The organism is Amycolatopsis sp. NPDC043887 (genome assembly GCF_056435665.1).
Genome location: NZ_JBWKEB010000010.1, coordinates 209,972 through 224,244 on the forward strand (window position 1 = coordinate 209,972; position 14,273 = coordinate 224,244).

Genomic DNA, 14,273 nt, shown 5'->3' on the forward strand with positions numbered 1-14,273 from the left:
ACCACCTCACTACGGAATGTCCTCTGCTTCCAGGGTAACCACCTCGGCCCGCCGCACATCCGCCCAATGGGCCAGATAAATGTCACGCGCCGCGAGACTGATCTTCACATCCTCCAGCAAAGGTTCGAAGAAGGAACGCCGGTACCGGGCATCTGTCGCGGTCGATGCGGCGAAGTACAGACCGGAGAAGACGGCGAGGAAAACGGAGACGTTGACGAGCGCGGAACTCACCGGAAGGGGGACACCCAGCAGTGTTCCGGGCGCCGATTCGCGGCCGGCGAACTCGGTCACGACCTCCGGGCTGAGGATCAGCACCCCGAACACGACGAAGAAGGCGAACACCAGCACCCCGAACGCCACGATCTGCACCGCTTGGGCGAAGAACAGCACCAAGGCGATGTTCAGGCGCTCGATCTTCGTCAGCGCGCGCCGGTCCGGTGGAGGCGTGTCGTCGTCGAACGGCGTGCCGCGCAGGACGGTCGCCCCGGGTTCCACGGTCCAGGACTTCAGCTCCTTGATCTCGTCGGAGAGCATCGACGCCAGGAACACCGCGCCGATCAGGACGAGGAAGCCTGCCACCAGCCACAACCGGCCGGGGGTCAGCCGTTCCACGGCCTGCCACAGTTCGGCGGTGAAGAAGCTGAACATCACCACCAGCAGGAGCAGCGGCAACGCCCGTGACGCCAGCGAGCCGATGGCTCTGACCTGGGCGACCGCGCTCCGCGCCGCCCAGGTCAGGATCGAACCGACGCCGATCCGGACCAGCAGCATCAGCACGCCCAGCGCGGCGAGGTTGGCGAGCACCGCGATCCAGAAGGGGTTGTCCCACGCCACCAGACCGGTGAGCCGCTCGCCGAGCGGCAGCACGAACAGCCAGAAGCCGATCGTCGCCGCCATGACGGCCAACCGGACCCTGGTGCGACTCAGCACGCGGAGCAGCTTCGCCATCAGGCGACCGGCGATCACCGGGACCACGACCACGGCGAACGTCAGCGCCAGCACGCCGAGGACGTAGCCGACACCGCTGTCGCGCATCCTGGCCGCGAGCACGTCCTCGGGGACGTCGAGCAGCTTCAGCAGCCCGGCCAGCAGCAGGTCGAGCAGGCACAGGAACACCAGCCCTGGTGTGGACCGGCGCAACATCCCCGCCCCGCGCCTCCGCCGGTGGATGACCATCGGCAGCCCTCGCCGCCGGAACCACGCGTCGGCCGCGCGCCGGTCCAGGTCCATGCCTCCCCCTCGTCCTCGCTCAAGGCGGCTACGTCCGGCTCAAATCCACCGCCTCGTGCAGCCAGCCCGCCAGTGCCCGGCGGTCCATTCCACCGAACATCAGCCACCCTTCGGAAGGGGCGGCATACAACACGAACCTCCCCAGATCGTTGTCGACGATCACGAAGCCATAGTCCGGGTACTCGGCGTTCAGTCCGCCGAAGGCGACCAGATCGAGGATCGCCGTGCCGGTCCGCGGACGGCTCAGCGTGTCCGCGACCAGGCCGACCCCTTCGTCCTGGCCGGGCAGCGGCACGCCGTGCCCGTCGATCCTGATGCGCATCGGCTCGGTCTCACCGGCGGGGACGTGCGGGAGCCCGCCGAAGACGCGGGCGCCCAGCTCGCCGAAATCGCTCAGGCTGAACGTGGTCCGCCGCCCCGTCCTCATCCGCCAGACGACCGCCTGATGCCCGTCGCCGTAGCAATCGACGCGCACCGAGCGGGGCGCGGACGCGAAGACGCCGGTGAGGACGCCTCGCACCGAACCCCGCAGCATCACCCCGTGCATCCGGACCGCCGCGGGATGGATTTCGCCGTTCTCCATCAGGCCTGCCACTTCGAGCATCGCCGCCTTGGCCGCGTACCGCTCGGCCTGGGTGACGAGATCCGCCGGCTCGTCGTACGACGGGCACAGACGGCGGATCTCGTCGTCGGTGATCTCGGGGTCGTAGCCCAGGTACACGCTCCGCCGCTCGGGCACGGCGCGCAGCACCGGCTCGGCGGCGCGCCTCATCAGTTCCTTCACGGTCGCCGGTTCACGCATGGTTCTGCACCGCCTTCACGATCCATTGCTCGGCCGTCGACCGGCTGGCCGGGCCCCAGGTGAGCGTCCAGCGGCCGTCGCCGTCCATCGCCGCGCTGAACTGGTACCGGCCGAGGTCGTTGTCCACCAGGCCGAACGCGCCGTGCGGGTACTCGGCGAGGATGGCGTTCCGCACCGCGAGATCTACGAGGACCGTGCCGTGCCGCGGCCGCGAAGCACCCTCACGGATCACCTCGACGGCTTCCCGCGCCCGCACCGGGATCAGCCCGCCCGCGTCCGTCTCGATGCGCACGGTCTCGCCGGTGCCGGGCGGATGGTCGGGCAGCCCGTCGAACACCCAGCCCGGCAGCGCGCTGAGGAAACCGGACCGCAGCCGCGCTCGCCTGCCGAGCTTGTTCAGCACCGTGGTGTAGGCCTCGTCGCCGAAGAACCGGACCTCCCACGGCTCCGCGCGCGACGGGAACACCCCGGTCACCACGCCACGGATGAACCCGCCGCGCAGCGCGCGATACAGCCCGACGGCCTCGGGCGTGACCTCACCGCCGGGGGCCAGCCCGATGGTCGCCATCCCGCTCACGAACCGGGTGTACTGCTCCACCTCCTCGGCAAGGGTGAGCCCCGGAGTCGGCTCCTCGCCGGCGAGGACCGGCGGCACGGCGAGCTCCGGATCGTAGAACTCCATCACCGAGGGACGCTCCGGAACCTCGGCGGCCAGCGGGGCGATGACCTCGTCGATGACGTCGAAGACAGCGGTCGTTGAAGTGCTCACCTGACCATTGAACACCCTGGTACCGACAATTTTTAGAACTTTTGTTCGAACGGGCGAGGTCGTTCGGCGAACGGTCGGCGAGCGGTTTCCGGTCGACAATTTTGCTCGACTGAGCTATTTTTTGCTCATGCAAGCAAAAGCGAAGACGTTCACCGAGAGTGCGAGACGCGCACAGATCGTGGCCGCGGCCGTCGAGACGATCGCCGAGCTCGGCTACGCCCGCGCGTCGTTCGCCCGGATCGCGAAACAGGCGAACCTGTCGAGCACCGGGCTCATCTCGTACCACTTCGCGAACAAGGAGGAACTCGTCCGCACGGTCCTCGAAGACGTCTTCCGCGAGATCGGCGCGTTCATGGCCGAGCGGATGAGCGAGCCCGCGTCCGCGAGCGAGGCGCTGCGGACGTACCTGGAGGCGAACCTCGAATTCGCCGCAACGCAGCCGACCCGGATGCGCGCGTTGCTGAACATCTTCCTCGGCGGCGCACTCGACTACGACCCGGCGAACGAGCGGGCGGCGCTGGAACCGGTCGAACGCATCCTGCGCTGGGGCCAGGAGTCGGGAGAGTTCCGCGAGTTCGACGTCCACGTGATGGCGACGACGATCCGGCGTTCGGTGGAGGGCCCGGTGTTCCTGCTCGCCGGAACGCCGGAACCGGACCTCACCACCTACGCGGCCGAACTGGTGACCCTCTTCGATCTCGCGACCCGGAGGCAGTGATCCCGTGATCCGCCAGTGGGGTGTGGTGCTGCTCGAAGTCGTCGTGCCCGTCGCCGGGTACTACGTGCTTCGCGGCTTCGGCGTCGGCGCGCTGCTCGCGCTCGCCCTCTGCGCCCTGCCGACGGTTCTCTTCGTCCTCTACCGGGCGATCCGATGGCGGAAGATCGACACGCTCGCGATCTTCGTGCTGGCGATCTTCGCGGTCAGCGCCGGCTTCTCCTTCATCACCGGCAGCCCGCGGTTCATGCTGGCGAAGGCGGGCTGGGTCACCGGGGTGATCGGCGCCGGATTCCTGGTTTCGCTGCTGTTCTCCAGGCCGCTCGCGTTCGGCATGGCCCGCTCGATGGTCGCGAAGAGCCGATTCGCGGACACCCTGCGCGCCGGCGAATGGGACGAGTTGTGGCCGCGGCACGCGTGGTTCCGGCGTGCTTGGCGGGTCGCGACCGTCCTGTGGGGCGTCGCCCTGATCGCCGACGCCGCCGGGCGGGTCCTGCTGGCGTACACGCTGCCCGTGGACTCCGTACCCGCCCTCGGCACCGCGCTGTACGGCGTCACGTTCGTCGCCGTGCAGGTACTGCAACACCTCTATTTCCGCCGCGTCGGGCTGTGGCGCCGCCTCGCGGCGTCGTGAAAGGACCTCTCATGCATCTCCTGCTGGCCATCGTCACCGGCTTTCTCGCGCTCGCCGCCCCCGCGGACCCGCTCGTCGTGCGCACCGACGCCGGCCCGGTCCGGGGTATGGAATCCGGACCGGCCAGGACGTTCAACGGGATCAGGTTCGCCGCGCCACCCGTCGGCGAGGATCGCTGGAAGCCGCCGCGACCGCCCGAACCGTGGAAGGACGTCGCCGACGCGACGAAACCCGGCCCCGCGTGCACCCAGTACCTGCCGGGCAGCGCCGAGGACTGCCTCTTCCTGAACGTCACCGTGCCGCGCGACGCGGGGAGCCGTCGCCTGCCGGTGCTCGTCTGGCTGCACGGTGGCGGCTACACCATGGACGCGGGAAGCCTCTACGGCGCGCGACGGCTGGCGGATCAGGGCGACGTCGTCGTGGTGACGACGAACTACCGGCTCGGCGTCTTCGGCTACTTCGGTGTTCCCGGCCTCGCGGGTTCCGGCGATTTCGGGCTCATGGACCAGCTTTCCGCGCTGCGCTGGACCCAGCGCAACATCGCCGCGTTCGGCGGCGACCCGCGGAACGTGACACTGGCGGGGCAGTCCGCTGGCGGGATGAGCACCTGCGCGCTGCTCACCTCGCCCGCCGCGACCGGCCTGTTCCACAAGGGCGCGATCATGTCCGGCTCCTGCCTGTTGAACTGGCCTCCAGGCGGGCTCATCCCGAATCAGCCCGCACAGACCCCGTACTCGCCGCTCGCCAAGACGGAAGCCGACGGCGCGGCGATGGCCGCGAGTCACGGCTGCGAGGGCCCGGACGCGCTCGCCTGCCTGCGTCGTCTCCCGGCCGCGGATTTGCTGAAGGATCACCAGTCCTTCGCCAATCACCTGACCTATCACACGCCGCTGCTGCCGTCCGATCCCGCGAAAGCCGTGCGACAAGGCGCTTTTCACCGCGTGCCGGTGCTCTCGGGCGGCACGCACGACGAGATGAGGTCGTTCATCGCGGGCGTCGCCCTGCACAAACCGATCACCGAGGAGCGCTATCAGGAGTTTCTGCGCAACGCTTTCGGCGAACACGCGGACGAGGTGGCGGCGAAGTATCCGTCGCGGGACTATCTTTCGCCCGCCATGGCGTGGGCGACGGTCACCACCGACCGTTCGTGGGCCTGCCCGACGGCCGAGGGGAACAGGCTGCTTTCACGGCGAACTCCGGTGCACTCCTACGAGTTCGACGACAAGAACGCCCCCAACGTGAACCGGATCGAGGCGCCCGGCCTCCCGCACGGCGCGGCGCACGCCCTCGATCTGGTCTATCTGTTCGAGCTCAGCGGGGTCGAAGACTCGCTCGATGAGGCGCGGAAACGTCTTTCGGAGCAGATGATCGGCTACTGGACCACGTTCATGCGCACGGGTGATCCGAACGGGCACGGCTCGCCGCAGTGGGATTCCGATGTCGTGCTTTCGCTCGCGCCGGACGCGATCCGCCCTGTCTCTCACGCCGTCGATCACCGGTGCGGTTTCTGGGCGAGCCTTCGCTCCTGACCGGCCCTGTCCCCGCGTGCAATGAAGGGGCCTTTCATAGCAAAATTTGCTATGAAAGGCCCCTTCATTGCACTTGAGGGGAGCTACTTCGTCTTCGTGGCCGTGGAACGCGTCGAGGGCTTCTTCGCCGCCGCGGTCTTGGTCGCCGTCGACTTGGTCGCGGCGGTCTTCTTGGCCGCGGTCGCCTTGGTGGCCGTCGTCTTCGACGCCGCCGTCTTACGCGCGGGAGCCTTGCGCTTGGGCGCCGGGCCCTTCGCGCGCTTCTCCGCCAGCAGTTCGGCGGCGCGCTCGGCGGTCAGCTCCTCGATGCTGTCCGACTTCCGCAGCGTCGCGTTGTACTCGCCATCGGTCACGTACGGACCGAAACGGCCGTCCTTGACCACCATCGGCTTACCGGACACCGGGTCGTCGCCCAGTTCCTTCAGCGGCGGCTTCGCGGTCGCGGACCGGCCACGCTGCTTCGGCTCCGAGTAGATCTTCAGGGCCTCTTCGAGCGTGATCGAGAACAGCTGGTCCTCGGTCGTGAGCGAACGCGAGTCCGTGCCCTTCTTCAGGTACGGCCCATAACGCCCGTTCTGCGCGGTGATCTCGTCACCGGATTCCGGGTCCTTGCCGACCACGCGCGGCAGCGAGAGCAGCTTCAGCGCGTCTTCGAGAGTCATCGTCTCGATCGACATCGACTTGAACAGCGATCCCGTCCGCGGCTTCGGCTGCTTCGCCTTGGCGGCCTTCTTCTGCGCGGCCGTCGCGCCCTCGGGCAGCGGCTCAGGCTCGGGCAGGAGCTCGGTGACGTAGGGGCCGAAACGGCCTTCCTTCGCCACGATCTCGTGTCCGCTGACCGGGTCCTTGCCGAGTACGCGGCCTTCCTGCGGCGTCGCGAACAGCTTCTCCGCGATGTCCTTGGTCAGCTCGTCCGGCGGCAGGTCCTCGGGCAGGTTCGCCCGCTGCGACGTCCCGTCGACCTCGCGCTCGAGGTATGGGCCGTAGCGGCCGACACGCACGACGACGGTGTGACCGTCGGCGTCGGTGAACAGGGGGATCGAGTTGATCTCGCGGGCGTCGATGTCCTCGACGCCCGAGCCGACCAGCTTCTTCAGCCCGCCGAGACGGCCGACCGAACCGTCGACGCCCATGTCGCCACCGAAGTAGAACTTCGACAGCCACTGCGTGCGGTGCTCGTCACCGGCGGCGATACGGTCGAGCTCGTCCTCCATGCCGGCGGTGAAGTCGTAGTCGACCAGCCGCTCGAAGTGCCGCTCCATCAGGCCGATCACCGCGAAGGCGACCCAGGACGGCACCAGCGCGGAACCCTTCTTCCACACGTAGCCGCGGTCCTGGATGGTCTTGATGATCGACGCGTACGTCGACGGGCGGCCGATGCCCAGCTCTTCGAGCTTGCTGACCAGGCTCGGCTCCGAGTAGCGCGCCGGCGGCGACGTGGTGTGCCCGTCCGGGCTCAGCTCGGTCGCGGTCAGCGCCTGGTCCTTGACCAGCTGCGGGAGACGGCTCTGCTTGTCGTCCGCCTCGCCACCGCTTTCGGTGTCGACGGCCTCGACGTACGCCTTGAGGAACCCGGCGAAGGTGATCGTGCGGCCCGACGAGGCGAACGTGACCTCCTCGCCGCTGGTGGCGGTGCCGACGATCCGCACCGACATCGTGGTGCCCTTCGCGTCCGCCATCTGCGACGCGATCGTGCGCTGCCAGATCATCTCGTAGAGGCGGTACTCGTCGGTGTCCAGATCCTTCGCGACCTGGCCCGGCGTGCGGAAGACCTCGCCAGAGGGACGGATCGCCTCGTGGGCTTCCTGCGCGTTCTTCACCTTGCGGGTGTACTGGCGCGGCGACGGCGAGACGTATTCCTTGCCGTACAGCTGCGTCGCCTGGCTGCGCGCCGCCGAGATGGCCGACTCCGACAGCGTCGTGGAGTCGGTACGCATATAAGTGATGTACCCGTTCTCGTACAGCTTCTGCGCGATCCGCATGGTGCGCTCGGAGGTGAACCGCAGCTTGCGGCCCGCCTCCTGCTGCAGGGTCGAGGTCATGAAGGGCGCGTACGGCTTGCGCGTGTACGGCTTCTCCTCGACGCTCGCGACCTTGAATTCGCGGTTCTTCAGCGCCTCGGCCAGCCGGACCGCGTCGGCCTCGGCCAGCACGCGGATCTCGCTGTTGGAAGCCTTGAGCTGCCCGTCCGAGCCGAAGTCACGGCCGGTGGCCAGGCGTGCGCCGTCGACGGCGATCATCCTGGCGGGGAAGGTGCGCGGGGAGGCGTCGGCTCCGGCGTCCATGGTCGCCGAGATGTCCCAGTACGACGCCGAGGTGAAGCGCATGCGCTCGCGCTCCCGCTCGACCACGATCCTGGTCGCGACGGACTGCACGCGGCCGGCCGAAAGCTTCGGCATGACCTTCTTCCACAGCACGGGCGAGACCTCGTAGCCGTAGAGCCGGTCCAGGATGCGGCGGGTCTCCTGCGCGTCGACCAGGTCCCCGTCGAGCTCGCGGGTGCTGTCGGCCGCGGCGCGGATCGCCTGCTCGGTGACCTCGTGGAAGACCATCCGGCGCACCGGGACCTTCGGCTTGAGGGTCTCCAGCAGATGCCACGCGATGGCTTCGCCCTCGCGGTCGGGGTCCGTGGCGAGGTAGAGCTCGTCGACGTCCTTCAGCAGCCCCTTCAGCTCGGTGACCTTGGACTTCTTGTCCGGCGTGACGACGTAGAGCGCCTTGAAGTCGTTGTCGACGTCGACACCCAGCCGCGCCCACGACTCGCCCTTGTACTGGGCGGGGACGTCGGCCGCGCCGCGAGGGAGGTCGCGGATGTGTCCGACGGAGGACTCCACGACGTAGTTACCGCCGAGGTACGGGGCGATCTTGCGGGCCTTGGTCGGCGACTCGACGATCACCAGCCGACGACGGCCAGCGCCGTCGTCCGACGCCGCGGTCTTCTTCGTCCGTGCTCCTGCCACGCTGTCCTGCTCTCCGCTCATCTTCGGCGCCTTCGCGCCGCCTCTCGACCCGTCAGTGTGCACGCTCGCACCGCCCGGACCACGGCTAGGTGGTGCAACACGCCGCCGATCGTGTGTCCAGCGCATCGCCGCTGACCTCGTCGATGTTTCCTTTCAACACCTAGCACGTGACGTCGGACACGTCCGCCCGGGGGCCCGCGTGACGGGGCGAACACCCTCCGTTCGACGGTGGTGGCTCCCTCCTGCCAACGCTTCACTTGATGTCCACGCCGACCCGAAAGGACTCCACGTGACCCGACGACTCCTCGGCACACTGTTCGCCATGCTGACCGCGTCCGCGCTGGTCGGAACCGCGCCGGCGCAAGCGGCCACGACCACCTTCGCCGGAACCGTGGCGTTGTCGAACTGCTCCGGGTCGGTGGTCAAACCGCCCGAGGCGAGCCTCGACGACCCCGCCCTCGTCCTTTCCAACGGGCATTGCCTGCAAGAAGGTTTCCCGGACCCCGGGGAAGTAATCGTCGACAAGCCGTCCACGCGGACCTTCAGCCTGCTGTCCAAGGACGGCCGCTCTTCGCTCGGCACGCTCAAGGCGAAGAAGCTGCTCTACGCGACGATGACCGACACCGACGTCTCGCTCTACCAGCTCGACACCAGCTACGCCAAGATCAAGTCGGCCTACGGTATCGCCCCGCTGGCGCTCTCGCCGACCCGTCCGTCGGCGGGTATCGCGATGGACGTGGTGTCGGGTTACTGGAAGAAGATCTACTCCTGCAACGTCGACGGCTTCGTCCACGAGCTGCGCGAGGCGAACTGGGTCTGGAAGGACTCGATCAGGTACACCTCGGCGTGCAAGACGATCGGCGGGACCTCGGGGTCGCCGATCGTCGAGAGGTCGACCGGCAAGGTCGTCGGCGTCAACAACACCGGCAACGAAAGCGGCCAGCGGTGCACGATGAACAACCCGTGCGAGGTCGACGCGGCCGGGAAGGTGACCGTGCGGAAGGGCATCAACTACGGGCAGCAGACCTACCAGCTGACCTCCTGCCTCTCGCACAGTGAACTCGACCTGTCGAACCCGAACTGCCGGGCTCCGAAACCCTGATGCCCCACCCTCGTGAGTGGTAAAGACGGTTCTAACCGTCCTTACCACTCACGAGCGTCAAACGGCACGCACCACGGGCACGAGACTGGGCCAAGCGGGCTCGGCACCCGCCGGCGCGTCTCCGATCAGCTCCAGCACATGCGCGAGCCGCCTCCGCCCGGTGACCCGGAGCAGCGCCTCTTCACCTTTCTGCGCCTTCGCCGGCACGCCCAGCTGGGCCAGCGCCGTGATCAGCCGCTCGTGCGTCTCCGGCGCCTCCGGATCGAGCGCGAGCAGATAGCCGTTGCCCTGGGGACTGCCCGCCGCGAGCGCCCACATCCTCAACATGGCCCCGTCGAGCCGGAAGCCCTCCGGCAGGACCTTCTCGTCACCACGGTTCCAGCGCTGCTCCAGTGGCAGCAGGTCGACCCGGAACGGCGTCCTCACGAGCGGCCGCCCGCATTCGGCGGCCGAGACCTGCGCCTCCGCGCCGCGACGACGGCATTCCCTGGCGAGGGCACCCGCCCGCCACGGCTCGTCGACCACGGCGGACAGCCGCGCGGCCGTCCGCCCGAAGCCCGTCATCCGCCCGGGCCCGCACAGCACACCGGCGAGATCGGCGAGCCCCGGCCCGCTCGCCTCCGCCGAGAAGAGCGAGATCGTCCCGTCCACCCGGACAGAATAGAACACAAGTTCGAGTCATGGCCAGTGATCGCGGGGTGACTCAGCGAGGTTGCTTGACCAATTCCTGGCAAATCGGAATCCGGCTGCTCGCCGCGGCGAGCTGAGGGACGTCGTTAAGGCCCCTGAGAAGGTCGAGGCGGTCTAGCTCGTCGAGGGACGTCCTCGCGTCGCGAAGCGCCGTTTTTGTCGCCTCGGGGTCGCTTGAGGAGTCGAGGCGGTGACGGACGTCGTCGGCACGGGCGCGGATGCCGGCGAGCTGGGCGACGGCGGCCGTGCGCGAGGTGTCACCGCCCGTGACCGGCGCCGGACCGAGATTCTCGAAGGCGGCGGAGGTGCGGTCCAGCCCTTCGACCACCGAGGTCATCAGCTCGCTGGAGGTACGGGAAGCCTGCTGTGGCGTGCTCGGATCGACGCTGGGCAGCGTCGCCAGCGTCCGGACGAGGCCACCCGCCGCGCCGCAGTACCCCTCCGTCCAAGCGGAGGCGGGGTCGGCCTCCGACGCGCTGACCGTCGCGAGACCTTCTTGTCTGGCGTGGGAAGTCACCGCGGGCTGCTGCCCGCACCCGGCGAGGCCGAGTCCGATACCTGTTGCTAGCGCGGCAAGGACGGTGAACCGCGGCCGCACGAAAACACCTCCCGACCTGACGACTTCCCGGCTGGCCCCCGACGGTACCGATACCGGGGGGCAATGCAAATCAACGCGGCGGAAAGAAGGTCAGGAAGGCAGCTTCTTGCAGTTCGGGGCCTGCGCGGCCAGTGTTTTCACCGAAACGTTCGTTTCCAGCTGCTGGAACGGGTCGGGCATGTCGTTGATGTCGGATCCGATTTGCCGGAAGGAAGCCGCGGCGGCCGCCACGGCGGCCTTGTCGTCCTTCGGCGCCGCGTCGAGCGCGGCCTTCGCGGCGAGCACCTTGTCCCGGATCGGCGTCAGCGCGTCGACGATGCTCCTGCGCGCCGCGTCGGCTTCCGCGCTCGGCGCCTGGCCGAGCTTCCCCAAACCGGTGACCGCGTTGTCGAAACCCGGCGCGAACACCCCGAAGGCCTCGTCCATCACCTTCCGCGCACTGGCGACGTCGTCCTGCTCGAAGTCGGGCATCGTGAAATCGCCGATCTTGGCGAAGTCGATCAGCGAACCGCAGAAACCGTCCATCCAGGAACTCCCGGCCGCGGGGGCGGGAGAAGAAGGAGAAGGGGCGGCCGTCCGCTCGGCGCCGCCACAGCCCGCCAGCAGGAAAACGGCGGCGAACAGGATGATCGAACGCCTCATGGCAGGGACTCCCCCGGGATCGGATCGGCGTGACGCGCAGACATTAGCCTGCGCCGGACAGCCGCCGGGCCCGCCACGAAAATCGTGACGGGCCCGGCGGAGGAAACTTTCCGGCGTTAAGCCTTCGCTTGCGCGGGGTTCTCGGAAAGCACCGACTCGCGACGCTTGGAGACCACGATCGCCGCGACGATGATCGCGACGGCGACCAGCGAGATCGCGATGCGGATGCCGACGTTGGCGTCCGCGCCGATCGAGAACTGCACGACCGCCGGGGCGATCAGCACCGACACCAGGTTCATCACCTTGATCAGCGGGTTGATCGCGGGACCGGCGGTGTCCTTGAACGGGTCACCCACGGTGTCACCGATGATGGTGGCCTCGTGCGCGTCCGATCCCTTGCCGCCGTGGCTTCCGTCCTCCACGAGCTTCTTCGCGTTGTCCCAGGCACCACCGGAATTGGCGAGGAAGATCGCCATCAGGGTGCCGGAAGCGATCGCACCGGCGAGATAACCGGCGAGGGCGCCGGTGCCGAGGCCGAAGCCGACCGCGATCGGGGCGAAGACCGCGAGCAGACCGGGCGTGGTCAGCTCACGCAGCGAGTCACGCGTGACGATGTCGACGACCCGGCCGTACTCGGGACGGGTGGTGCCCTCCATGATGCCCGGGATGTCGCGGAACTGGCGGCGCACTTCGTAGACGACCGCGCCGGCGGCACGGGACACCGCGTTGACCGCGAGACCGGAGAACAGGAACACGACCGCCGCACCGATGATGACACCGACCAGGGTGTTCGGGCTGACCACTTCGTTGACGAAGAAGTTCAGCGCGGACGCGCTGGCCTGCGCCGCCTCCGGGATCGACTTCAGCGCCTTGCTGATCGCGTCCTGATAGGACCCGAACAGCGCCGTCGCCGCGAGGACCGCCGTCGCGATCGCGATGCCCTTGGTGATGGCCTTGGTGGTGTTGCCGACCGCGTCGAGCTCGGTGAGGATCTGCGCGGCGTCTTCGTCGACGTCACCCGACATCTCGGCGATGCCCTGCGCGTTGTCCGAAATCGGGCCGAAGGTGTCCATCGCGACGATGACGCCGACGGTGGTGAGCAGACCGGTACCGGCCAGCGCCACGGCGAACAGCGCGACGCCGCCACCGAGCAGGTACGCGCCGAACACGGCCGCGCTGATGACGAGCGCGGTGTACACGGCGGACTCGAACCCGACCGAGATACCGGCCAGGATCACCGTCGCCGCACCGGTTTCGGAGGACTTGCCGACCTCCTTGACCGGCTTGTGCTCGGTGCCGGTGTAGTAGCCGGTGAGCTTGAGGATGACCGCCGCGAGCACGATGCCGATGATCACCGAGATGGTCGCGATCAGCGCCGGGCTACCGGGTTCGCTGGTCGCACCGCTGGTCAGCTCGGAGAACGAACCGGGCAGGTAGACGAACGCCGCGATCGTCGAGAGCACCGCGGAAATCGCCGCGGAGATGTAGAACGAGCGGTTGATCGTGACCAGACCGCCTTCACCCGCCTTGGCCTTGGTGATGTAGACACCGATGACCGCGGTGATCACACCGATGGCGGGCACGATGAGCGGGAAGATCAGGCCGTGCACGCCGAACGCGGTGCTACCCAGGATCAGCGCCGCGACGAGCATGACCGCGTACGACTCGAAGAGGTCCGCCGCCATCCCGGCGCAGTCGCCCACGTTGTCACCGACGTTGTCGGCGATGGTGGCCGCGTTGCGCGGGTCGTCCTCGGGGATGCCCTGTTCGACCTTGCCGACCAGGTCCGCGCCGACGTCGGCGGCCTTCGTGAAGATACCGCCGCCGACACGCATGAACATCGCGATCAGCGCGGCACCGAAACCGAAGCCCTCCAACACCTTCGGGGCCTGTCCGGTGTAGACGAGGACGACCACCGCGGCGCCGAAGAGACCGAGACCGACGGTGATCATGCCGACGACGCCACCGGTGCGGAAGGCCAGGCGCATCGCCTTCTCGCGACCGCCCGCCTCGCGCGAAGCGGCCGCGACACGCAGGTTCGCCTGTGTCGCCAGCCACATGCCGAGATAGCCGATCGCGAAGGAGAACCCAGCGCCGACCAAGAAGAAGATGGACCGGCCGATCTTCTCGTTCCAGTCATCGGCCGGCAAAGCGAAGAGCAGCACGAAAACGATCGCACCGAAGATCGCGAGGGTGTTGCGCTGCCGTTTGAGATAGGCAGCCGCGCCTTCCTGCACTGCCTTCGCGATGTCCTGCATCTTGGAGGTGCCCTGGCCCGCGGCCAAGACCTCCTTGAGCAGAACGTAGCCGATGACCAGTGCGGCAAGGGCGACCACGGCGATCACACCGACGATGGTGTAACCACCTCCGGAGAGCGTGAGTTCGCCCTCCGCGAGGAACTGCCGGGACATTCGTCCTCCTGGAGACGTCGCCGTTGGCCAACGACGATCCGCCGATGGAACCGGCGTGCCGACGCTGGCATGGGGATCTGAGCCGAACGTCACGCTAGTCGCACTGCAAGGCACGTCTCACATGACGCTCGCCACAGACGGTGTGGATTGCGGGAGTGTATTGGTAGTGGGATGGCGGGCGGCAAGGCGTC

General features: G+C 68.2%; 12 protein-coding genes. 4 read left to right on the forward strand and 8 right to left on the reverse strand.

What is annotated here, in order from left to right:
* Nucleotides 1-9 precede the first annotated feature (9 nt).
* The 3 genes from AC069H_RS26705 to AC069H_RS26715 are packed head-to-tail and all read right to left on the reverse strand — an operon-like array spanning nt 10 to nt 2,816.
* Nucleotides 10-1,230 carry a hypothetical protein gene (locus AC069H_RS26705; RefSeq protein ID WP_478234186.1) on the reverse strand — a complete coding sequence of 407 codons (1,221 nt, stop codon included), beginning with the start codon at nt 1,228-1,230 and terminating at the stop codon, nt 10-12.
* 28 nt (nt 1,231-1,258) lie between these two features.
* A complete protein-coding gene (locus AC069H_RS26710; protein ID WP_478234187.1) occupies nt 1,259-2,032 on the reverse strand; it encodes an ESX secretion-associated protein EspG in 774 nt (257 codons plus the stop codon).
* The gene (locus tag AC069H_RS26715) at nt 2,025-2,816 is read right to left on the reverse strand and encodes an ESX secretion-associated protein EspG (RefSeq protein WP_478224398.1); all 792 of its coding nucleotides are present in this window, start codon (nt 2,814-2,816) and stop codon (nt 2,025-2,027) included. Before AC069H_RS26715 ends, AC069H_RS26710 begins: the two co-directional genes overlap by 8 nt.
* Before the next feature lie 112 nt (nt 2,817-2,928).
* Between AC069H_RS26715 and AC069H_RS26720 the strand changes: the two genes are divergently transcribed.
* The 3 genes from AC069H_RS26720 to AC069H_RS26730 are packed head-to-tail and all read left to right on the forward strand — an operon-like array spanning nt 2,929 to nt 5,679.
* Complete coding sequence (locus AC069H_RS26720; RefSeq protein WP_478234188.1) at nt 2,929-3,519, forward strand: TetR/AcrR family transcriptional regulator; 591 nt, start codon at nt 2,929-2,931, stop codon at nt 3,517-3,519.
* Nucleotides 3,520-3,523: 4 nt separating this feature from the next.
* A complete protein-coding gene (locus tag AC069H_RS26725) occupies nt 3,524-4,150 on the forward strand; it encodes a VC0807 family protein (RefSeq protein ID WP_478234189.1) in 627 nt (208 codons plus the stop codon).
* Nucleotides 4,151-4,161: 11 nt separating this feature from the next.
* Nucleotides 4,162-5,679: a carboxylesterase/lipase family protein gene (locus AC069H_RS26730; RefSeq protein WP_478234190.1), complete on the forward strand. Its 1,518-nt coding sequence runs from the start codon at nt 4,162-4,164 to the stop codon at nt 5,677-5,679.
* 83 nt (nt 5,680-5,762) lie between these two features.
* Here AC069H_RS26730 and topA read toward each other — a convergent pair whose 3' ends face one another.
* Nucleotides 5,763-8,660 carry a type I DNA topoisomerase gene (gene topA, locus AC069H_RS26735; protein ID WP_478234191.1) on the reverse strand — a complete coding sequence of 966 codons (2,898 nt, stop codon included), beginning with the start codon at nt 8,658-8,660 and terminating at the stop codon, nt 5,763-5,765.
* Between the two features lie 268 nt (nt 8,661-8,928).
* Between topA and AC069H_RS26740 the strand changes: the two genes are divergently transcribed.
* Nucleotides 8,929-9,741: a S1 family peptidase gene (locus AC069H_RS26740; protein ID WP_478224393.1), complete on the forward strand. Its 813-nt coding sequence runs from the start codon at nt 8,929-8,931 to the stop codon at nt 9,739-9,741.
* Between the two features lie 57 nt (nt 9,742-9,798).
* On the opposite strand, the gene AC069H_RS26745 is transcribed toward AC069H_RS26740, so the two are convergent.
* The 4 genes from AC069H_RS26745 to AC069H_RS26760 form a co-directional block, all read right to left on the reverse strand.
* Nucleotides 9,799-10,410, reverse strand: a complete 612-nt coding sequence (locus AC069H_RS26745; RefSeq protein WP_478224392.1) for a hypothetical protein — start codon at nt 10,408-10,410, stop codon at nt 9,799-9,801.
* Nucleotides 10,411-10,444: 34 nt separating this feature from the next.
* Entirely contained in the window at nt 10,445-11,029 is a 585-nt protein-coding gene (locus AC069H_RS26750) for a hypothetical protein (protein ID WP_478224391.1), read from the reverse strand.
* Nucleotides 11,030-11,119: 90 nt separating this feature from the next.
* Nucleotides 11,120-11,671, reverse strand: a complete 552-nt coding sequence (locus AC069H_RS26755; protein WP_478234192.1) for a hypothetical protein — start codon at nt 11,669-11,671, stop codon at nt 11,120-11,122.
* Nucleotides 11,672-11,787: 116 nt separating this feature from the next.
* Nucleotides 11,788-14,082 (reverse strand): sodium-translocating pyrophosphatase, encoded by a 2,295-nt coding sequence (locus AC069H_RS26760; protein ID WP_340685326.1) that lies wholly within the window; start codon nt 14,080-14,082, stop codon nt 11,788-11,790.
* Nucleotides 14,083-14,273: the final 191 nt, after the last annotated feature.